Genomic DNA, 21,499 nt, shown 5'->3' with positions numbered 1-21,499 from the left:
CACGATTGGGACGAAGGGGTGATGGATCTCACTCGGCGGCCGCCTTGCTCCTGCCGCCGCGTTCGGGCGCCGTGCCGTCGAGCGTTGCTGTCAGCCGGTTGCGGATGGTGGTGATGCGCGAAGGGCTGTCGATCTTCTGGCCGGTGAGATCGTTGACGTAGAAGGTGTCGATGACCTTTTCGCCGAAGGTGGTGATATGGGCGGAGGCGATGTCGAGCGACAGGTCGGACAGCGTCCCGGTGATCTCCGACAGCAGGCCGGGCCGGTCCAGCCCTTCGACCTCGATGACCGAAAACCGGTTCGACAGCGTGTTGCGGATTTCGGCGCGCGGCGGAATCTTGAACACCTTGGCGCCGCGCTTGGGCTTGGTGCGCTTCTCGATCATCTCCGGCAGCCAGCTCTTGCCCGACAGCACGTCCTCGATCAGCCGGCCGACGCGCTCGGCGCGCCTGCGCTCATCCTCGTCGCGGTCGAATTCCCGCGAGATCAGGATGGTGTCCAGGGCGCGGCCATCCGACGTGGTGAAGATCTGCGCGTCGACGATGTTGCCGCCGGCCCCGGCGCATGCCCCGGCAATGACCGAGAGAAGGCGGGGATGGTCCTGCGCCAGCACGGTGATCTCGGTAACGCCCTCGAACTGGTGTGTCTTGACCATCGTGGCGAGCCTGTTGCCGGCCGCGTCCGCCTCGCGGATGAACTCGGCGTGGCGAAGCTGGTCCGGCAGGTCGACGGTCAGCAAATAGTTCTCGTAATGCAGGCCGACATAGCGCTTGCGTGCCTTGTCGGGCCAGTCGGCGAGCGCTTCGGCCAGGCGTTCGCGTGCCGCCGCTGTGCGCTGGGCGCGTGACACTTCCGAAAAGCCGCCGGTCAAAAGCAGTTCGGTCTCGTAGTAGAGCGTGCGCAGCAGTTGGCCCTTCCAGCCATTCCACACACCCGGGCCGACGCCCCTGATGTCGCAGACGGTGAGGATCAAGAGCAGCTTCAGCCGCTCGACCGACTGCACGATCGCCGCGAAATCCTCGATCGTCTTGCGGTCGTTGAGATCGCGGGTCTGCGCCGTCATCGACATTACCAGGTGGTTCTCGACCAGCCAGGCGACCGTCTCGGTATCGGCCGGGGAAAGCCCCATATGCGGACAGATGCGGCGTGCGATCCGCGCGCCGGCCTCGGAGTGATCCTCCAGCCTGCCCTTGGCGATGTCGTGCAGCAGCACGGCGACATAGAGCGCCTCGCGGCTCTTCCTCAGGCCCGGCATCAGCGAATGCGACAGCGGATGCACTTTCTCGCCGTCGCCGCGTTCGATCTCGGCCAGCACTCCGATACAGCGGATCAGGTGCTCGTCCACCGTATAGTGGTGGTACATCGAGAACTGCATCATGGCGACGATCTTGCCGAAGTCGGGGATCAGTTTGCCCAGTAGCCCAGCCTCGTTCATGCGCCGCAGATTGAGCTCGGCATTGCGGTCCGAGGTCAGGATATCGAGAAACAGCCGGTTGGCTTCCTCGTCGCGCCGCAGCGACTTGTTGACCAGGCCGAGCGAGCGGGTGAGCAGCTTCAGCGCGTCCGGGTGGAATTCCAGCCCGTGCTTGTCGGCGAACCAGAACAGCCGGAGCAGATTGACCGGATCGCGTTCGAACACCTGGTCGTCGGCGATGTTGATGCGGTGATTGTCGACAATGAAATCGGACGTGCCGGCAAGCTTGCGCTTGCGGCGCTGGAAGGTGAGGAAGATGCGGTTGAAGCCCGGCACGTGCTTGGCCTGCTCCTCCTCCAGCGCGGCGCAGAAGATGCGGGTCAGGTCGCCGACATCCTTGGCGACGAGGAAGTAGTGCTTCATGAAGCGTTCGACGGCCGACAGGCCGGGATGGGTCGTGTAACCCAGCCGCTCGGCGATCTCGCGCTGGATGTCGAAATGCAGCCGCTCCTCGGCCTTGCCGGTGAGGAAATGCATGTGGCAGCGTACCGCCCACAGAAAATCCTCGGCCTTCTGGAATTCACGGTACTCGGCCTCGGTGAAGACGCCCTTCTCGACCAGTTCCTCGCCGGTGCGCACCCGGTAGAAGTACTTGCCGATCCAGAACAGGGTCTGCAGGTCGCGCAGGCCGCCCTTGCCGTCCTTGACGTTGGGTTCGACCAGATAGCGGCTTTCGCCGGCCTTGGCATGGCGCTCGTCGCGTTCGGCGAGCTTGGCCTGGACATATTCCGGGCCGGTTGTGCGCACCACCTCATGGTCGAAGCGCAACATCAGCTCGTCATAGAGCTTGCGTTCGCCCCACAGGAAGCGCGCTTCCAGGATCGAGGTGCGGATGGTGATGTCGGTGCGTGACAGCCGTAGGCACTCGTCGATGTTGCGGGTGGCGTGGCCGACCTTCAAGCCAAGATCCCACAGCATGTAGAGCATGTATTCGACGGTCTGCTCACCCCACGGCGTCTGCTTGTAGGGCAAGAGGAAGAGGAGGTCGATGTCGGAGCCCGGCGCCAGCGTGCCGCGGCCATAGCCGCCGACCGCGACAACGGCCATGCGTTCGGCCGACGAACGGTTCTTCACCTGGTAGACATGCGTCGCCGCGAAATCGTAAAGCGTCCGGATCAGCTCATCCATCAGATGTGACAGCCGCTCGGCACAGGCATTGCCGCCGCCATCTTGCCTCAGCATGGCCTCGGCGATCTTCCGGCCTTCGGCAAGCCGGCCCTTGAGAAGCTGCAGAACGCCGGCGCGGGCGGCCGGTCCGGAACCGTCGCCGGCGGTGGCCGTCGTCAGCGCGGTCATCTCGCGGCGCAAGGCGTCGCCGTCGATCAGTTCATCGAGCTTCAGGGATATTTTCGCCATAGGTACCGGTTGGCCTTGCCATTTCGGCGGCGTCTATAGCGCGTTTTCGCGGCGCTGTGTATGGGGCCGGCCGACAGCCCGGCAAGCGGCCTGAAGCAATTCCAGGAAAGGTGTGAAAACGCCTTTCCCGGGAAAGGCGAGTTACGCTTTCCCTTGGAATTGCGTCAAGAGCAAGAGATCGGGCGGTTCGGCGACTCCTTGAAAGATGAACCGCTAGTCAGTTGCCTCGATCGGATCGAGAGGCACGACGATCTGTCGCCGGAATCTACAGAAGTCGGCGATCCACCGTATGGTTCGTCCGGCCTCTCTCGTGATTCTCACGGTTGTCGGCTTCCTGCGTCGTGTCATAAGCCCACTCGCGGTTCGCGCGGCATCCCGTTCCTGATCAAGCAGGCTTGGCAGCCTGTCGGCAACGAACTGGTCCTGCGCGCACAAGGCGGGAACAAGTTGGTAGACAGTCTTGCTGGCTGACATGATGGGGTCGAAGATGAGATCATCGACAGCTATGTTGATCTGCGCGGTCGCCTCCAGAAAGTCGCGTGCCGTTTGCCGCGAAAGGAGATAACCCCCGGCCCCCGGATGGCCCTTGCGGAGCCGGACCACGGAAAAACCGTTGCCGGCAGCGCTCCTCCTCCTCCTCTGGATTACGGTTCTGGAGAAGAACGTCTCGAGCTTCACGACATCCGCGTCTGCCGGCACCCAACTGGTATTGCCCAGCAAAGCCCCCGCCTTGCCGGAGAAGACCATATCGTCTTCGAATACAGCGCCGTACGGGGCATCGTCCTGGGCAATGATCGCCCAGCAGGCACGATGGCTGTGCAGGCAGGCGATCTCGCTGCCGGAAAGCGGTCGTATGGCGTGAATCGCGTGCTGTGGCTGCAGTGCCAGGTCGGGATATTGCTTTGAATCGATCCCCGCGACTCGCTGGAACCCGATGTTGATACGGGCAAACTCCGCTGTCATGTGGGCAAGCCGCTCGGGGGACCGATCGAGATTGATGACCAGACGCTTCATTGGTCGCTTGCCTCGATCGGGCTGAGGGGGACGACGATCTGTCGCCGGAACCTGCAGAAGTCGGCAATCCACCGCGCAGTCCGCCGGACCTCTCTCCTGACTCGCGCCGTGACCGGCTTCCTGCGCTTATTCGCAAGCCCGCTGGCAACCCACTCGGCGTCCCGTTCCTGCGCAAGCAAACTGGGCAACTTGGCGCCGACGAAGTGTTCCTGCGCGCACAGGGCTGGAACCAGCTGGTATATCGTCTTGTCGGTCGATGTTGCGAACGCGGGATCGAAAATGAGATTGTCCACTGCCACGTTGACCCCCTCGGTTGCCAGGAGAAGGTCGCGGGCAGCTTGCCTGGAGAGCAGGTAACCTCCGGCTCCTATATGGTTCTTGCGCAGCCTGAACATGGAAAACCCGTTGCCGATGCAAACCCTTTCCCTCTGGATTACTGTGGTGTGGAAGAATGTCTCGAGCTTGACGACGTCGGCATCGGCCGGGATCCAGTTGGTATCGGCAAGCAGCGCACCGGCTCTGGCCGAAAACACCATGTCGTCCTCGAAGACGGCGCCATAGGGTGCCTCGTCTTGCGCAATGATGGTCCAGCAGGCGCGATGGCTGTGCAGGCACGCGATCTCACTGCCGGACAGACGCTGTATGGCGTATAGTGGATGCTGGCGTTGCAGCATCAGGTCTGGATGCTGCCTTGCATCGATTGCCGCCACCCGATCGAAACCCGATGCCGATGCGGGCAAACTCCGCTGTCATGTGGGCAAGCCGCTCGGGGGACCGATCGAGATTGATGACCAGACGCTTCATTATTTAACAAATCACTATTTCACAAGGATAATGGCTGGGCTCTAGCACAGGTATAGGCAGCGTTTGCCGACTTTTTTTGGGGAGAATTTGTGCGGCAATGAAATGAGAAGAGCCAATACGAATTTTGACAATAAGTAAATCAGAATAAATTCAATTGTCTGGAAATGCAAAAGATTTCTATCTCTGCCTAATCAACCACAAAGGGAATGGTGAAGCAGAACCAAAATCTGTACTTATACTGGCGAAGTTTCCGGAGATTTTCTGCGGTGGGGGCTGGTTGGCCTTGCTTTCGGACGGCCTAAAACGCGTTCTCGCTGCCGGGGATGGCCCGGCGAGAAATCTATTCTTTCGCCGCGGGCGGATCGAGAGGGACGACTGTGTAGCGCCGCCCCCTGCCATAGTCGATGATCCATTCGACGACGCGTCTGGTCTCCCTCCTTATTTTCTCGGTGACGGGCCTTCTGCGTTTGATGGTCAGCCCGCTCGCGACCCATTCGGCGTTCCGTCCCTCGACAAGCAAACTTGGCAGTCTGCCGCCGACGAACTGATCCTGTGCGCAAAGCGCGGGAGCAAGCTGGTAGATCGTCTTTTCGCCTGACGTGGGGAACGCCGGATTGAAGACGAGATCATCGGCCGCCGCGCTGACCTGTGCCGTAACGTCGAGGAGGTCGCGCGCCATTTGCCTCGACAGGATATAGCCGGCAGTTCCGACGTGGTTCCCGCGCAGCCTGACCAAGGAAAAGCCGTGACCGACGGCGGTGCTTTTCCTCTGGGTCATGGTCTTAACGAAGAATGTTTCGAGCTTGACGGCATCCGCATCGGCCGGAATCCAGCTCACGTCGGCAAGCAGGGCACCGGCTTTCGCCGAGAACACGATGTCGTCCTCGAAGACGGCGCCATAAGCAGCGTCGTCCTGCGCGATGATCGACCAACAGGCGCGATGGCTGTGCATGCAGGCGATCTCGCTGTGGGACAGGCGCCGGATGGCGTACATCGCATGCTGCGGCTGCAGCATCAGGTCCGGATGTTGCCTTGCATCGACTGCCGCAACCCGCTCGAATCCGATGCCGATGCGGGCGAACTCCGCCGTTATATGAGCAAGGCGATCGGGAGATCGATCGAGATTGATAACCAGGCGCTTCATCGGCCAACGAAATCACTATTTTGTGGGGGTTTCAGCGTCCTCCGGCTAACGCGGGAGCTGGCACGTATTCTACAGTGCGACGCTTGGTAATGGAGCCGCCAGCGATCCGTCAAGCGGTCTGCTCGTTTGCCCGGTCGAATCGAAGGGGACGACAATATGTCGCCGGAATCTGCAGAAATCGACGATCCACCGCTGGATTCGCCCAGCCTCTTTCAAGATCCTCGCGGTGGCCGGCCTTTTGCGTTTTACCGCAAGCTCGTCCACGGCACATAGGGCATCCCGTTCCCGGCCGAGAAGGCTCGGCAAGCGGTTGCCGACGAACTGGTCCTGTACGCACAGCGCAGGGACGAGCTGGTAGATTTTTTTGCTCGATGAACTCCGCAATGCCGGGGTGAAAATCAGATCATCGGCGGTGACATTGATCTTTTCGGTCGCTTCGAGGAGATCAAGGGCTGCTTGTCTGGAGATGATGTAGCCTCCGGTTCCCGGATGGTTCTTATAGAGCCTGGACGTTGAAAACCCGTGGCCGGCGGAGATGCTTCTGCGGTGGATCAGTGTCCTTCTGAAGTAGGTTTCGAGCTTGATGATATCGGCATCGGCCGGGATCCAGCCATCATCGGCAAGCAACGGGCCGGCATTTGCTGAAAAAACCACGTCGTCCTCGAAGATGGCGCCATAGCGGGCCTCGTCGCAAGCCAGGATCGACCAGCAGGCCCGGTGGCTGTGCAGGCAAGCGATCTCGCTGCCCAGCAAACGCCGGACCCCATATATCGGATGCTGCGGTTGTTGTGCGAGTTCAGGGTGGCTGCGAGCGTCGACCGCCGCGATCCGTTCGAACGCGGTGCCGATACGGGCGAACTCGGCAATCATATGGACAAGCCGATCCGGAGAGCGATCGAGGTTTATGACCAGGCACTTCATTGTCGGACAGAGTCCAGCGGCAAGGAGATCAGAGTAATATTAGAGAGCTTAACATTAGTGCGGGCGCGCGAGCGTGTATAGTTGCAAATCGGGCAATCCGCTGGCTGCCGAAATGCGAAAAATCAAAACAGCTCTTGACCTTCCAGTTACTGGAAGCACTACCTCCGTCCGATACAGAGGCATAGAGGCAATTTTGGAATGACGCATTCAAACCATGATCACCACGGCGATCATCACACACACGGCGCACATGGCGGCTGTTGCGCGCCGAAAGGCGCGGCCGTTGACGCGGGTGCTGTTTTGCGCGATCCGGTCTGCGGCATGACGGTGGATTCGGCCGCTGCCAAGCCGACATCGGAGTATGGCGGGCGCCTCTTCCATTTCTGCAGTGAAGGTTGCCGCACGAAATTCCAGGCCGAGCCGCAACAATACGTGACCGCCACCGACCCCGTCTGCGGCATGAGTGTTGACCGCTCGACGGCGGAGCATTTTGTCCGCCATGAAGGCCAGGGCTTCTATTTCTGCTCAGCCGGCTGCAAGGCGAAGTTCGAGGCGGACCCGCTGAAATATCTGGGGGACCGGCCCGCGCCCCAGCCGATGCCCAAGGGAACCCAATACACCTGCCCGATGCACCCGGAGATCATCCGCGACAAGCCCGGCTCATGCCCGATCTGCGGCATGGCGCTGGAGCCGATGGGCGTACCATCCGGCGATGAAGGGCCAAATCCCGAGCTGGTCGACTTCACCAGGCGGTTCTGGGTCAGCGCGGCTTTGTCGATCCCGCTTCTGATCATCGCCATGGCGCCGATGGTCGGCCTGAGCTTCGAAAACCTGGTCAGCGATCGGACGAAAACCTGGGCGGAGTTGGCGTTGGCAAGCCCGGTGGTGCTCTGGGCCGCCTTTCCCTTCTTCCACCGCGGCTGGGACTCGGTCCTCAACCGCAGCCCCAACATGTGGACGCTGATTTCGCTGGGGGTTGGCGCTGCCTATCTCTACAGCATCGTCGCCACACTCTTCCCCGACATCTTCCCGCATCAGTTCCGCGGCCATGGCGGCGCGGTGCCGGTCTACTTCGAGGCTGCCGCCGTCATTGTCGCGCTGGTGTTCCTTGGCCAGGTGCTGGAACTACGCGCCCGGGAAAAGACCGGATCGGCGATCCGCGCCCTGCTCGATCTGGCGCCGAAGACCGCGCGGCGTATCGCCGAGGACGGTTCGGAAACCGATGTGCCGCTGGACAGCGTCAAGGCCGGGGATCGCCTGCGCATCCGGCCCGGCAATGCGGTGCCGGTTGACGGCACGGTGCTCGAAGGCCGCTCTTCCATCGACGAATCGATGATCACGGGTGAGCCGCTTCCGGTCGAAAAGGTCGAGGGCGACACCCTCACCGGCGGCACGCTCAACAAGAACGGCTCGCTGATCATGCGCGCCGAACGGATCGGCGCCGAGACCACGCTGGCGCGCATCGTCGAACTTGTCGCAAAGGCGCAGCGCTCGCGCGCACCGATTCAAGGTCTGGCCGATCGCGTTTCCTTCTACTTTGTTCCGGCCGTCGTCCTCGTCGCGATCGCGGCGTTCGTCGTCTGGGCGATTTTCGGCCCGGAGCCCAGCCTGATTTTCGCCATCGTCTCGGCGGTCTCGGTGCTGATCATCGCCTGTCCCTGCGCGCTCGGCCTCGCCACGCCGATGTCGATCATGACCGCCACCGGGCGCGGGGCGCATGCCGGCGTGCTGATCAAGGAAGCCGCCGCGCTCGAACGCTTCGCCTCGGTCGATACGTTGATCGTCGACAAGACCGGCACGCTGACCGAGGGCCGGCCGAAGCTGACGGATGTTATCGCGGCAAGCGGCTTTCCCGAAGACGAATTGCTGGGGCTCGCCGCGAGCCTGGAGAAGGGGTCGGAGCATCCGCTGGCCGAGGCCATCGTCAAGGGCGCTGCCGCGCGGGGTGTAGCCATCACCGATGCCAGCGGTTTCGAGGCGGTCACCGGCAAGGGCGTTTCCGGCACGGTTTCGGGCAAGACTGTCGCGCTCGGCAATGCCGCGATGATGCGCGATCTCGGCATCGACGTCTCCACCCTTTCGCCCAATGCGGAAACGCTGCAGGGCGATGGCAAGACGGCGATGTTCGTGGCTGCCGACGGCAAGCTGGCCGGCATCGTCGCCGTCGCCGATCCTGTCAAGGCGACCGCTGCCGAAGCGATCAAGGCGCTGCATGACAGCGGCCTGAGGATCATCATGGCGACCGGTGACAACGAGCGCACGGCGAACGCAATCGCCAAAAGCCTCGGCATCGACGAGGTTCGCGCCGGACTGTTGCCGGAACAGAAGGCAGCCCTTGTCGAGGAACTGCGCGCAAAACGCGCCGGGGTCGCCATGGCCGGAGACGGCGTCAACGATGCGCCGGCCCTGGCCAGCGCAGATGTCGGCATCGCCATGGGCACCGGCGCCGATGTGGCGGTCGAAAGCGCCGGCATCACCCTGGTCAAAGGCGATCTCAATGGCATCGTGAGGGCACGCACATTGGCCCGGGCGACGATAGGCAACATCCGCCAGAACCTGTTCTTCGCCTTCCTCTACAACATGCTCGGCGTGCCGGTCGCCGCCGGTGTGCTCTATCCGCTCACCGGCATGCTTCTGTCGCCGATGCTGGCGGCGGCGGCGATGAGCCTGTCCTCGGTCTCGGTCATCGCCAACGCATTGCGGCTGCGGACGTTGAAACTCTGATCCAAACCCCCAAATACGACACCCAAGCAACAGGAGACCATGAATGACCTTGGCCAAGAAACTCGTGCTGTTGCTGATGGCGGCCGGAATGCTGCTCGCCGTCTTCCTCGAAAGCGTTCCGGCGCAAAGCGAAGAGATGAAACACGACATGGCTGGCATGTCGATGGACGCGACCAGTCCTTCGACCGAAGGCTACAAGGCAGCGATGGACAAGATGCATGCCGACATGATGGCGTCGCAATACACCGGCAATGCCGATGTCGATTTCGTTCGCGGCATGATCCCGCACCATCAGGGCGCCATCGACATGGCCAAGGTCGAGCTTGCCAATGGCAAGGACCCGGAAATCCGCAAGCTCGCCGAAGGCGTCATCGCCGCCCAGGAAGCCGAGATCAAGCAGATGCAGGACTGGCTTGCCGCTCATCCGGTGAAGTGATCGCCACCGACGGCTTCGATCTGGATTTCTCCCGGCGATTGTGTTGCGATGCTTTTCGACCGCGCCGGGATTCTCTCATGCCATCAACGATAAGAACCACCAGACTGCCTTCTGGCGAAGCCGTCCAGGTGCTCGGCCAAGGCACCTGGAAGATGGGCGAGAATGTCAGTCGTCGTACCGATGAGGTCAACGCCCTGAAGCTCGGCCTCGACCTCGGCATCAAGCTGATCGATACCGCCGAAATGTATGCCAGCGGCGGCGCCGAGGAGGTGGTGGCGCAAGCCATTGCCGGGCGCCGCGCCGAGACCTTCCTGGTTTCGAAAGTGCTGCCGTCCAACGCGTCGCGCGCGGGCGTGCAGCGTGCCTGCGAAAACAGCCTGAAGCGCCTCGCCACCGACCGCATCGATCTTTACCTGCTGCATTGGCCGGGCAGCGTGCCGCTGTCGGAGACGGTCGAGGGCTTCGAGGCCTTGAAGAGGGCCGGCAAGATCCGCCATTGGGGCGTCAGCAATTTCGACACCGAGGAAATGGAAGGCCTGGCCGGCTTGCCCGATGGCGGCCACGTCCAGACCAACCAGGTGCTCTACAATCTGGTCCGGCGCGGCCTCGAATTCGATCTGGCGCCCTGGAGCCGGAAGCGCGGCATCCCCTTGATGGCCTATTCGCCGGTCGAGCAGGGCGCATTGGCGCGCAATGCCAGGCTCGATGCCGTCGCCGCCCGCCACAATGCCACGGCGGCACAAATCGCCCTGGCCTGGGTGATGCACCAGGAGGGCGTCATCGCCATCCCCAAGGCCAGCAGCCAGGAGCATGTCCGCCAGAATTTTGCCGCGCTGGACATAAAGCTTACGTCGCAGGATCTCGCCGAACTCGACCGTGCATTCCCGCCGCCCACGCGCAAACGCGGGCTGGAGATGATCTGACCCGCGGTGACGCTACCAATCTCCCCACGAGGCGAGGAGATTGGCGGTTCCGGCGCCGCCGCCCGGATTGCAAAGCTACTTCCCCGCCAGCCCTTTCAGCCGGTAAAGCGCCTCCAGCGCCTCGCGAGGCGTCATCTCGTCGGGGTTGATGTCGCCGAGCGCGGCACCAAGCGCGTCGTTCTTCACCGGCTTGGGCGCTTCGCGCTTCATCGCCACGGAAAACAGCGGCAGGTCATCGACCAGCCGGTTGGCCTTGCCGGAAACCTCACCTTCCTCCAACTGGTGCAGCACCTGCTTGGCGCGGTCGACCACCGCTTCCGGCAGGCCAGCCAGCCGCGCCACCTGGACGCCGTAGGAGCGGTCGGCGGCACCTTTGCCGACTTCGTGCAGGAAGACGACGTCGCCTTCCCATTCCTTGACCCGCATGGTGACGTTGGAGAGCCGCGCCAGCTTGCCGGCAAGCGAGGTCATCTCGTGGAAATGGGTGGCGAAGATCGCCCGGCAGCGATTCTTCTCATGTAGATATTCCACGGCCGCCCAGGCGATCGACAGACCGTCGAAAGTGGCGGTGCCGCGGCCGATCTCGTCGAGGATCACCAGTGCCCGCTCGCCGGCCTGGTTGAGAATGGCAGCCGTTTCGACCATCTCGACCATGAAGGTCGAGCGGCCGCGCGCCAGATCGTCCGAGGCACCGACGCGCGAAAACAGCCGGTCGACGACGCCGACATGGGCCGATGCGGCCGGCACGAAAGAGCCGGTCTGGGCAAGGATGGCAATAAGGGCGTTTTGCCTGAGGAAGGTAGATTTACCGCCCATGTTGGGGCCGGTCAGCAGCCAGATGGCGCCATTCTTGGCACTGCCCTCCGGCGAGAGGTCGCAATCATTGGCGACGAAGGGGCCTTCGCCCGAACGGCGCAACGCCTGTTCGACAACTGGATGGCGGCCGCCTGATATCTCGAAGGCAAGGCTTGAATCTACCAGCGGCCGGCACCAGGCTTCGCTTTCAGAGAGCAGGGCGAGCGCGGCCGACACATCGATTACCGCCAGCGCACCCGCGCCGGCGCGGATCGCGTCGGCCTCGCCGACCGCTTCCGCCGTCAGCGCATCGAAGGCCGCCAGTTCGATGCTCAGCGCCCGGTCGGCGGCATTGGCGATCTTGGTCTCGAGTTCGGCAAGCTCGGTCGTGGTGAAACGCATGGCATTGGCCATGGTCTGGCGGTGGATGAAGCGCGCCTTGGCGCCATCGCTGCCGGTCATCACCGCATGGTGGTTGGCGGTCACTTCGATGTAGTAACCCAGCACATTGTTGTGCCGGATTTTCAGCGAGCGTATGCCGGTCTCCTCGATCAGCGACCGCTCCAGCCCGGCGATCACTTTTCGCGACTCGTCACGCAACGCCCGCATCTCGTCGAGTTCGGGGTGGTAGCCGCCGCGCACGAAGCCGCCGTCGCGTTTGAGCAGCGGCAGTTCCTCGCCGAGCGCCTGCATCAGATGCCGGGCGAGCGCCTGGGGCAGCGCCTGGATAGCGGCCATTGCGCCAGCCAATTCCTGGGGCAGGGCGGTTGCTGCGAAGATTTCGGCGATGGCGCCGGCCGCTTCGAAGCCGGCGCGCAGCGCGCCGAGGTCGCGCGGGCCGCCGCGGTTGAGCGCCAGCCGCGACAAGGCGCGCGGCATGTCGGCGACGCTCTTGAGGCTCGTCCGCACCTCCTGGCAAAGCCGCGTCTCGGATCGGAAGAACGACACCGAGTCGAGACGCGCACCGATCGCCGCCGGATCGGTCAGCGGCGCCATCAGCCGGTCGGCGAGCAGCCTGGCGCCGCCGCCGGTGACCGTGCGGTCGATCGCCTTGAACAGTGAGCCCTCGCGGCTGCCAGACAGCGTGCGCAAGAGTTCGAGATTGCCGCGCGTCGCCGGATCGATGAACAGCGTCGAGCCCTGCTCCTCGCGTTCGGGCCGCGACAGCGGCGGCCGCTCGGCCTTCTGCGTCTTCTCGACATAGGCGATGGCGCCAGAGATCGCCGACAGCTCGGCTCGCGAAAACGTACCGAAGCTGTCCGGCGTCGCCACCTCGAAGAAGCGCGCGATGCGCCCCGTGGCCGATGCCGAATCGAAAAGCGACGGCGGCTGCGGATTGGCGACGCGGCCGAGCACGTCGAACACCGGCCTGAGCTCCGGATCGTGAAACACCGGCTCGGCGACGATCAGCTCGCGCGGATCGACGCGGAAAATGTCGGCGAGCAGCCGGTCGGCGGTGGTCTCCGCGACGCGGAAGGCGCCGGTCGAGATATCGATCCAGGCAATCGCGAAGCTGTGGTCGCTGCCGCCCTTGACCCGCCCCAGCGCCATCAGGAAGCTCGATTCCGACGGCGCCAGCAATTTGTCCTCGGTAATGGTGCCCGGTGTCACCAGCCGCACCACGTCACGGCGCACCACCGATTTGGAGCCGCGCTTCTTGGCCTCGGCCGGATCCTCGATCTGCTCGCAGACGGCGACGCGGAATCCCTGGCCGATCAGTTTCTGCAGATAGTCGTCGGCCGCATGCACCGGCACGCCGCACATCGGGATGTCGTGGCCCCGGTGCTTGCCGCGCTTGGTCAAGACGATGCCCAGCGCCCGGCTTGCTTTTTCGGCATCGTCGAAGAACAGCTCGTAGAAATCGCCCATGCGGTAGAACAGCAGCGAATCCGGGTTCGCCGCCTTGATCTCGATGAACTGCTCCATCATCGGCGTCACGGCGGCGCCGGGCTGTGGCGGCGTCATCACCTCGGGGGCGTCGGGCTCGTTCGGGCTGTGCATATTCATGCCGGCACGCTAGCAGATGTGACCATGGGGTTTAATGCCGGCGGCTCGAAAAGCAGGGGAAACAGCAAGCCAGAGCGATAGCTGTGAACCGCTGCATTGCCTCGGCTGCCGGGAGAGTGTCATTTGTCAATGTACCCGCCCCAATATATTAGCAATATCTTATGGATAGAGACGGTCAGGAAACTTTCGAGGAAATGGTCGGGCCGATCGACTCCGCGGTCGAGCGGCTCTGGCTGAAGGCGGCGCAGCAGACCGGCCAGAGGTTGGGCGCGCTGAGGCAATTGGCGGCCAAGCGGCTTCCTTTCGCGCTTCCTGCCACCGGTCCCTTGTCCGATCTCGACGGCGGCATGCAGGTTGCGATTTACGTGCTCAGCCACGATCCGCTTGTCCTCTACACGCCGATCGGCGGGCAGCGTCCCCTGAGCTCCGTCGCGGCAATCGGCCGGCGGCTTGCCAAGCGCCGCGCCACATTCCTGCTGATGCCGAGCTGGACGCTGGAGCGACCGCACATCGTCGCCAAGATTGGCCGGGACCTCGCCTGGTACCGCGCCCGCTTTCCGCTGCACGAGCTGGTCTTCCTCTGCAACACCGAGGAGGAGCGTCGCCTGATCGCGGCAGTCGGCGGCATGGCGATCTTCTCAAATCACAATCTGATGGTTTCCGAGGATATCTTCCGGCCTTTGCCGGATGTTCCGGTCGAATTCGACGCCGTCTACAATGGCCGCATGTCGCACACCAAGCGGCACTATCTCGCCTTTGGCATCGAGCGCCTGCTCCATGTCACCTTTTCGATCGGCGAATTGCCGCTGGCCGGGGATCGCGCCTTCATCCGTCGCCTGCAGGCGCAGTCGCCAAGGCATTCCATAGCCAATCCGCTCGATGAGGGCCAGCCTGGATGGCTGTCGCCGCCGGAGGTCAATCGGGCCTACGCTCGCGCGGCGGTAGGGCTCTGTCTGTCTCCAGCCGAAGGAGCGATGTGCTCCAGCATGGAGTACCTCATGGCCGGGTTGCCTGTCGTGAGCACGCCAAGTCTTGGCGGCCGCGACGTCTTTTTCGATCCGGATTACTGCATCATCGCCGAGCCCGATCCGGCGGCGATCCGGCGTGCGGTCGAAACGCTGCGCGACCGCGCGATTGCGCGCGAGGAAATCCGCAACCGCACGATGGCGAAGGTGTGGCCGCAGCGGCGCGCGCTCATGGACTTTCTGTCGGCGCTGTTCGAGCGCATGGGAAGCGACCAGCCACCGCTTTCGCAATGGCCCTTTCCCGGCACCCGCACCTTGCGGCGCTGGACCGCGCTGCGCGAGCATGCGCGCGAAATCGCGGCATTGAAGCCTACGCCGTATGGCTCCTGAACGGCCGTCTCCGCATTGAAGCAGCTTTGCCGCGCTTGGCGGTTTACATGCAGCGGCGCGTGGTCTTAATTCATCATCTAAAAGGCGCCCCCTTCAAGGAGGCGCGGCATTGGCGAGGAAATCAAAAGCATCATGGCCAGGAAAACCGAGAACAACGGTCCGTCCGTCAGCGCGCAGGAGGCACTGGAATTCCACGCGATGGGCCGGCCCGGCAAGCTGGAGATCGTCGCCACCAAGCCGATGACGACGCAGCGCGATCTGAGCCTCGCCTATTCGCCGGGTGTCGCCGTGCCGGTGCGCGCCATCGCCGAAGACCCCAGCCGCGCCTTCGACTATACGACGCGCGGCAACATGGTCGCCGTCATCTCCAACGGCACCGCCATCCTCGGCCTCGGCAATCTCGGCGCGCTTGCGTCGAAGCCGGTGATGGAAGGCAAGGCGGTGCTGTTCAAGCGCTTCGCCGATGTCGATTCCATCGACCTCGAGGTCGACACCGAGGATGCCGACGAGTTCATCAATTGCGTGCGCTTCCTCGGCCCCTCCTTCGGAGGCATCAACCTCGAGGACATCAAGGCGCCGGAGTGCTTCATCATCGAGCAGCGCCTGCGCGAACTGATGGATATCCCCGTCTTCCACGACGACCAGCACGGCACCGCCATCATCTCGGCCGCTGGGCTGATCAACGCGTTGGAAATCACCGGCCGCGACATGAAGACCACCAAGATGGTCTGCAACGGCGCCGGCGCCGCCGGCATCGCCTGCATCGAACTGATGAAGGCGATGGGTTTCGCGCCCGAAAACATCATCCTGTGCGACACCAAGGGCGTCGTCTTCCAGGGCCGCACCGAAGGCATGAACCAGTGGAAGTCGGCGCATGCGGTCAAGACCGACACGCGCAGCCTCGCCGAGGCGCTCGACGGCGCCGACGTCTTCCTCGGTCTCTCGGCCAAGGGCGCGCTGACCACCGCCATGGTGCAGTCGATGGCAAAGAACCCGATCATCTTCGCCATGGCCAATCCGGATCCCGAGATAACGCCGGAGGAAGTGGCCGAGATCCGCACCGACGCCATCATGGCCACGGGGCGTTCTGATTACGCCAATCAGGTCAACAACGTGCTCGGCTTCCCCTATATCTTTCGCGGCGCGCTGGATGTGCGGGCGACCACCATCAACGACGACATGAAGATCGCCGCGGCCCGCGCGCTCGCCGAACTGGCGCGCCAGGACGTGCCCGACGACGTCGCCGCCGCCTATCAGGGCAACCGGCCGAAATTCGGCCCCAACTACATCATCCCGGTGCCGTTCGACCCGCGCCTGATCTCGGCAATTCCTCTTGCCGTGGCAAAGGCGGCGATGGAGTCCGGCGTCGCCCGCAAGCCGATCCTCGATCTCGACCGCTACGCGCAGGAATTGTCCGCCCGCCGCGATCCGATCGCTTCGACGCTCCAGCGCATCTACGACCGCGTGCGCCGCCAGCCCAAGCGCATCGTCTTCGCCGAGGGCGAGGAGGAGCAGGTGATGCGCGCCGCAGTCTCGTATGTGAACCAGCGGCTCGGCACCGCCATCCTGCTCGGCCGCGACGACGTCATCAAGGAAAACGCTAAGCACGCCGGCATCGATCTCAACAAGCAAGGCATCGAGATCATCAATGCAAGGCTGTCACGCCGCAACGGCATCTACACCGACTATCTCTATGAGCGCATGCAGCGCAAAGGCTTCCTGTTTCGCGACTGCCAGCGCCTGATCAACAACGACCGAAACCACTTCGCCGCCTGCATGGTGGCGCTGGGCGACGCAGACGGCATCGTCACCGGCGTCACCCGCAACTATTCGACAGCGCTCGACGACATCAGGCGCGTCATCGATGCCAAGCCCGGCCACCGCGTCATCGGCGTCTCGATCGTGCTGGCGAGGGGCAAGACGGTGCTGGTCGCCGACACCGCGGTGCACGACATGCCGAATGCCGAACAGATCGCCGACATCGCCGAGGAGGCGGCCGGCTTCGCCCGCCGCATGGGCTACGAGCCGAGGCTCGCCATGCTTGCGTACTCCACGTTCGGCCATCCGCAGGGCGAACGCTCGGAGCGCGTCCAGGAGGCCGTGCGCATCCTCGACAAGCGGCGCGTCGATTTCGAATATGACGGCGAAATGGCGGCCGACGTCGCGCTCAACGCCCGCGCCATGGCGCAGTACCCGTTCATAAGGCTTACCGGCCCGGCCAATGTGCTGATCATGCCGGCCTTCCACTCGGCCTCGATCTCGACCAAGATGCTGCAGGAGCTCGGCGGCTCGACGGTGATCGGCCCGCTGCTGGTCGGCCTGAACAAGCCAGTGCAGATCGTCTCGCTGAACGCCAAGGATAGCGATATCGTCAACATGGCGGCAATCGCGGCCTATTCGGCGGGGACTTGAATAGATCCACACATGCCAGGTTCCGGACAAGCATGGCGCCGACCGGTTGATGTACATCGGCAAAGAAGAGCGGCCGCAACCGGCGGTCGCCGCCAGCGAAACGACGCCGCAACGGTCATCCTCCGGGCCTCGCCTTAGCAAGACAGCCCAACCATATTAGAGGTGGCACAACAGCCCTCAGGCCAGCCCCATCGCCTGCTTGTGGCCGGCAATCTCCAACAGTAGCCATTCCCGGAACCGCCTGATTCCGGCCGAGCCGCGATGGCCCGGCTTCTGCTGCAGGCAGTAGCTTTCCGCAATGGTGTGGCGCTCCGGGAATGGCGCCACCAGCTGACCGCTGACCAGCAGGTCCTGCGCCATGATGTTGTCGACCAGCGCCACGCCGCCGCCATTGACCGCCTCGCGCACGGCCAGCGCCGGGTCGTGGAAGATCGGACCGGATTTCGCGTCGACCCTGAGGCCTTCCAGTTCGAACCATTCCTCCCACCAGGCGGTGGTGTTTTCATGCAGCAGCCTCAGTCCGGCGAGATCGGCTGACGTTCTCGGCGCATGCGGGCCGGCAAGCAGGGCCGGCGCGCAGACGGGAAAGATCACCAGTGACACGAGTTGGATGGTGTCCGCATTGGCGGTCTCGGCGGTGAACAGCACGCGCAGATCGGCACTCGGATTGCCACCCCGGTTCTGATCGTCATGGATCGACACGTCGAGTTCGAAATCCGGGTTGGCCTGGCGAAAACGCGGCAGCCGGTCGGCGAGCCACAGGTTCATGAAAGTCGCGTTGATCGACAGCGAGGCGCGCCCGGCGGCAACGGGTCGGCCGTGGCTGCCCATCTCTTCGGTGGCGGCCTCGATCGACCTGAAGGCGGTTGAGAGCCGGCGGGCAAAGTGGCTGGCTTTCGGCACCAGTGTCACCTGGCGGATGCCGCGCTCGAACAGCTCCATGCCCAGCGCCTGTTCCAGCGAACGGATATGCCGGCTCACCGCCGAGGGCGTCAGCCGCAACTCGTCGGCGGCATCCTTGAAGCTGTGCAGGCGCGCCGCCGCTTCGAAAGCCCGGATCGCATTCAACGAAGGCAGCTTCATCGGCAGAGACAAAACTTGAGATGAGTTTTTGTCAAGTATGGCGAACAAAAATGCCGTTTGTCCGGCTGTGCGGAACGGGCAATTCTCGCGCGATCCGACCCCCTTGGGAGACCGCGCCATGCGCCATCTTGCCAGCCTTGCCGTATCGATGTTCGCCCTCAGCGCCTTGACGGGCGGTGCCTTGGCCGCCGAGGACAAGACCGTCAACATCTACTTCTGGTATGATTACGTGCCCGCTGACACGATCGCCGAGTTCGAGAAACAGACCGGCATCAAGGTCGTCTACGACACGTTCGATGCCGTCGAGATGCTGACGACCAAGGCGCTGACCGGGGGCTCCGGCTATGATTTGATCATGCCGGGCGCGTCGATCGTCGGCCAGTACATCAAGGCGGGCGCCATCCAGAAACTCGACAAGGCAGGGATTCCCAACGCCGGGGGTCTCAATCCCGACATCATGGCCTTCCTGGCCAGGCAGGATCCGGGCAACGCCTATGCGGTGCCCTATGCCTATGGCACCACAGGCATCATCTACAACAAGGCCAGGATTGCCGAGCGGATGAAGGACGCCCCGCTCAACAGCCTCGACATGATCTTCAAGCCGGAAGTGGCGAAAGAATTCCAGGATTGCGGCATCGCCATGGTCGATTCGCCCGAGGGCGTGATGTCGATCGCGCTCAACTATCTCGGCTTCGATCCGTTCTCCACTGATGAGAGCGAGATCAGGAAGGCGGCCGATCTGCTGACCGCGATCAAGCCCTATGTCAGGCATTTCAAATCGGGCTCGATCATGAGTGAGATGGCGGCCGGCGATCTCTGCCTGGCGCTTGGCTGGAGCGGCGATGCGATCGGCGCGGCGACCAAGGCGGTCGACGCCAAAAGCGGCGCCGATGTCGGTTATTCCATTCCCAAGGAAGGCACGGAAATCTTCTTCGACGTCATCACCATCCCGGTCGATGCGCCGCACCGCGAAAACGCCGAAGCGTTCCTTGATTTCCTGATGAAGCCGCAAATTGCCGCCCGCTTCACCAATGCGACGCTCTACCCGAACGCGGTCGAGGCGGCGGCGCCGATGATCGACGAGACCGTTCGCGACAATCCCGACATCTATCTCTCGCAAGAGACGATGAAGCATCTGTTCGCCGCGCAGCCGCGCGACCAGAAATCGCTGCGCCTGGTCACCCGGCTATGGACCGGCTTCACCACCGGAACCAACTGATTCCGGGCCTGCTTTGGCCCTGCACTTGTTTCCAGAAAATCCCGCACCTCTCTCCAGAAAAAAGATGTGATCGACATGCTCAATTCCCTGCGGCGTTCGCGCCAGACCGACGATGCCGTTTTCGGCAAGACCATCTATGGCGGCTCGCACGAGCCGGTCTATGGCGGCGTGCTGTCCTTCATGCGCCGCCGGCTGACCCGCAACCTCGACGGCGTCGATGTCGCCGTCTGGGGCATTCCGTTCGACGCCGCCGTGTCGAACCGGCCGGGCGCCCGCTTCGGCCCGCAAGGCGTGCGGCGCGCCTCGGCTATCCTGGAAGGCGACCCGCAATATCCCTTCCGCGCCGATCCGTTCGAAAGACTGGCGGTCATCGACTATGGCGATTGCGGCCTCGATTTCGGCCGGCATGACGAAACGCCCTGGCAGATCGAGGCGCAGGCCAGCCAGGTCGTCGATGCCGGCGTCACGCTGCTGTCGATCGGTGGCGACCATTACGTCACCTGGCCGCTGCTCAGGGCGCACGCGAAGAGATACGGGCCGCTGGCGCTGGTCCAGTTCGACGCCCACCAGGACACCTGGCTCGACGAGGAGAAGCGCATCGACCATGGCTCGTTCGTCGCCAGGGCGGTTGCCGAAGGCCTGATTGTGCCGGAGCGCTCGATCCAGGTCGGCATCCGCACCCACGCGCCGGACAACTGCGGCCTCGAGATCCTGCACGGCGAAGATGTCGCCGAACTCGGCGTGGTCGGCGTTGTCGAGCGCATCAAGGCGCGTGTCGGCGACGCCAGCACCTATCTGACCTTCGACATCGACTGCCTCGACCCGGCCTTCGCGCCCGGCACCGGCACACCTGTCGCCGGCGGCCTTTCGTCGCGCGAGGCGCTGATGATCCTGCGGCGGTTGGGCTCGCTCGATATCATCGGCGCCGATGTCGTCGAGGTGGCGCCGGCCTATGATCATGCCGACGTCACGTCGATCGCCGGCGCCGCCGTGCTGCAGCACTATTTTGGCCTGCTGGCCGAGAAGAAGGGCTAACCCCGCTCGGAGGCCGCGCCGGCTTCAGGCCGGCGCGAACACCCGCGCCGCTTCGATCACTTCATCGATCCGGTCCTGCCGCAACAGGTCGATCGGAATGCGGCCGTCGAGTTGCGCCGCCGGCCGCGTCAGCCACAGCCAGGCGAGCCTCGGATTGCCGATCAGGGACTGGACGTCGGCAATGCCTGCCACTGGCCTGCCGTCGACGAACTGTGCCAGCGGGAAGACGTGTTTGCGGCCGCCCTTGCGCAGGGCGATGACGTCACCCCGCTTTTGCCAGCGGTGCAGGGTCGAGCGGGCGATGCGTAGATTTTCTTCCAGATAGGTCGAGCCGGCGACACGGCCGGCCCAGTCCTCGATCAGCATCGATTCGAGGTCGTCGGACCGGGGCGGTGGGGGAAGCGCCTCATCGGCCTGCAAAGCCGTCGGCATATCCGTGGTGCCGGCTTCGCTGCGGCGCGCGGCTTCCGCCGCCAGCGCGCGCACGAATTTCGAGGCAAGGCCGGGAAGGTCGGCATGAATGGCGTCGATGGCGCGCTGGTGCTTTGGCGACAGCAAGGTGACGGCCGACGCTATGCTGCCGGCGATCTTGCCGACCGAGACCACGGTGGACTGGTTTATGGCCTCGTCATAGTGGGCAAGCGCGCGCTCGACATCCTCCGCGACCATCTCCGCGAAGTCGTCTTGTCCGAGACCTGTCTGAAATCTGCTCATGCACCTGTCTTCCGGCCGCGCACTTCCTCCCTCGGCGGCGGTCGATTACTGAATTGTTAGTGCTGTAAACGGAAATAGTGGCG

Annotated in this window: 15 protein-coding genes; 7 read left to right on the top strand and 8 right to left on the bottom strand. The window is 63.5% G+C overall.

Going from position 1 to position 21,499, the window contains the following annotated elements:
* Positions 1 to 28: 28 nt before the first annotated feature.
* The 5 genes from A3AU_RS0109820 to A3AU_RS01000000135230 all read right to left on the bottom strand — a co-directional run bounded on the left by A3AU_RS0109820 (position 29) and on the right by A3AU_RS01000000135230 (position 6,713).
* Positions 29 to 2,830, bottom strand: a complete 2,802-nt coding sequence (locus A3AU_RS0109820) for a [protein-PII] uridylyltransferase (RefSeq protein ID WP_027052654.1) — start codon at positions 2,828 to 2,830, stop codon at positions 29 to 31.
* Between the two features lie 213 nt (positions 2,831 to 3,043).
* Entirely contained in the window at positions 3,044 to 3,844 is an 801-nt protein-coding gene (locus tag A3AU_RS0109815) for a glycosyltransferase family 25 protein (RefSeq protein WP_027052653.1), read from the bottom strand.
* The gene (locus A3AU_RS1000000136815) at positions 3,841 to 4,584 is read right to left on the bottom strand and encodes a glycosyltransferase family 25 protein (RefSeq protein ID WP_335334239.1); all 744 of its coding nucleotides are present in this window, start codon (positions 4,582 to 4,584) and stop codon (positions 3,841 to 3,843) included. The genes A3AU_RS0109815 and A3AU_RS1000000136815 overlap by 4 nt, the downstream gene beginning before the upstream one ends.
* Before the next feature lie 404 nt (positions 4,585 to 4,988).
* Positions 4,989 to 5,792, bottom strand: coding sequence for a glycosyltransferase family 25 protein (locus A3AU_RS0109805; RefSeq protein ID WP_027052652.1), 804 nt, complete (start codon positions 5,790 to 5,792; stop codon positions 4,989 to 4,991).
* Between the two features lie 69 nt (positions 5,793 to 5,861).
* A complete protein-coding gene (locus A3AU_RS01000000135230) occupies positions 5,862 to 6,713 on the bottom strand; it encodes a glycosyltransferase family 25 protein (protein WP_051355327.1) in 852 nt (283 codons plus the stop codon).
* A 198-nt stretch (positions 6,714 to 6,911) separates the two neighbouring features.
* On the opposite strand from A3AU_RS01000000135230, the gene A3AU_RS0109795 reads away from it, so the two are divergent.
* The 3 genes from A3AU_RS0109795 to A3AU_RS0109785 all read left to right on the top strand — a co-directional run bounded on the left by A3AU_RS0109795 (position 6,912) and on the right by A3AU_RS0109785 (position 10,796).
* Positions 6,912 to 9,437: a heavy metal translocating P-type ATPase gene (locus A3AU_RS0109795; protein WP_027052651.1), complete on the top strand. Its 2,526-nt coding sequence runs from the start codon at positions 6,912 to 6,914 to the stop codon at positions 9,435 to 9,437.
* 43 nt (positions 9,438 to 9,480) lie between these two features.
* Entirely contained in the window at positions 9,481 to 9,873 is a 393-nt protein-coding gene (gene copM / locus A3AU_RS0109790) for a CopM family metallochaperone (RefSeq protein ID WP_027052650.1), read from the top strand.
* A 77-nt stretch (positions 9,874 to 9,950) separates the two neighbouring features.
* Positions 9,951 to 10,796: an aldo/keto reductase gene (locus A3AU_RS0109785; RefSeq protein WP_027052649.1), complete on the top strand. Its 846-nt coding sequence runs from the start codon at positions 9,951 to 9,953 to the stop codon at positions 10,794 to 10,796.
* Between the two features lie 75 nt (positions 10,797 to 10,871).
* Here A3AU_RS0109785 and mutS read toward each other — a convergent pair whose 3' ends face one another.
* On the bottom strand, positions 10,872 to 13,598 hold the full coding sequence (gene mutS / locus A3AU_RS0109780; RefSeq protein WP_027052648.1) for a DNA mismatch repair protein MutS: 2,727 nt from the start codon (positions 13,596 to 13,598) through the stop codon (positions 10,872 to 10,874).
* Between the two features lie 194 nt (positions 13,599 to 13,792).
* On the opposite strand from mutS, the gene A3AU_RS0109775 reads away from it, so the two are divergent.
* Together A3AU_RS0109775 and A3AU_RS0109770 are read left to right on the top strand one after the other, a co-directional pair.
* The gene (locus A3AU_RS0109775; RefSeq protein ID WP_245235449.1) at positions 13,793 to 14,953 is read left to right on the top strand and encodes a glycosyltransferase; all 1,161 of its coding nucleotides are present in this window, start codon (positions 13,793 to 13,795) and stop codon (positions 14,951 to 14,953) included.
* Positions 14,954 to 15,085: 132 nt separating this feature from the next.
* A complete protein-coding gene (locus tag A3AU_RS0109770; protein ID WP_027052646.1) occupies positions 15,086 to 17,365 on the top strand; it encodes an NADP-dependent malic enzyme in 2,280 nt (759 codons plus the stop codon).
* Positions 17,366 to 17,542: 177 nt separating this feature from the next.
* Here the strand turns inward: A3AU_RS0109770 and A3AU_RS0109765 are convergent, their stop codons facing one another.
* The gene (locus A3AU_RS0109765; protein WP_027052645.1) at positions 17,543 to 18,448 is read right to left on the bottom strand and encodes a LysR substrate-binding domain-containing protein; all 906 of its coding nucleotides are present in this window, start codon (positions 18,446 to 18,448) and stop codon (positions 17,543 to 17,545) included.
* A gap of 118 nt (positions 18,449 to 18,566) precedes the next feature.
* On the opposite strand from A3AU_RS0109765, the gene A3AU_RS0109760 reads away from it, so the two are divergent.
* Positions 18,567 to 19,667, top strand: a complete 1,101-nt coding sequence (locus A3AU_RS0109760) for a polyamine ABC transporter substrate-binding protein (RefSeq protein WP_027052644.1) — start codon at positions 18,567 to 18,569, stop codon at positions 19,665 to 19,667.
* A 75-nt stretch (positions 19,668 to 19,742) separates the two neighbouring features.
* Positions 19,743 to 20,702, top strand: a complete 960-nt coding sequence (gene speB, locus A3AU_RS0109755) for an agmatinase (protein ID WP_027052643.1) — start codon at positions 19,743 to 19,745, stop codon at positions 20,700 to 20,702.
* Between the two features lie 24 nt (positions 20,703 to 20,726).
* On the opposite strand, the gene A3AU_RS0109750 is transcribed toward speB, so the two are convergent.
* On the bottom strand, positions 20,727 to 21,416 hold the full coding sequence (locus A3AU_RS0109750; protein WP_027052642.1) for an antitoxin Xre/MbcA/ParS-like domain-containing protein: 690 nt from the start codon (positions 21,414 to 21,416) through the stop codon (positions 20,727 to 20,729).
* Between the last annotated feature and the right edge of the window lie 83 nt (positions 21,417 to 21,499).

Source organism: Mesorhizobium erdmanii USDA 3471 (assembly GCF_000472705.1).
Classification (GTDB): Bacteria; Pseudomonadota; Alphaproteobacteria; order Rhizobiales; family Rhizobiaceae; genus Mesorhizobium; species Mesorhizobium erdmanii.
This window is presented reverse-complemented; position numbering and strand designations above follow the sequence as displayed.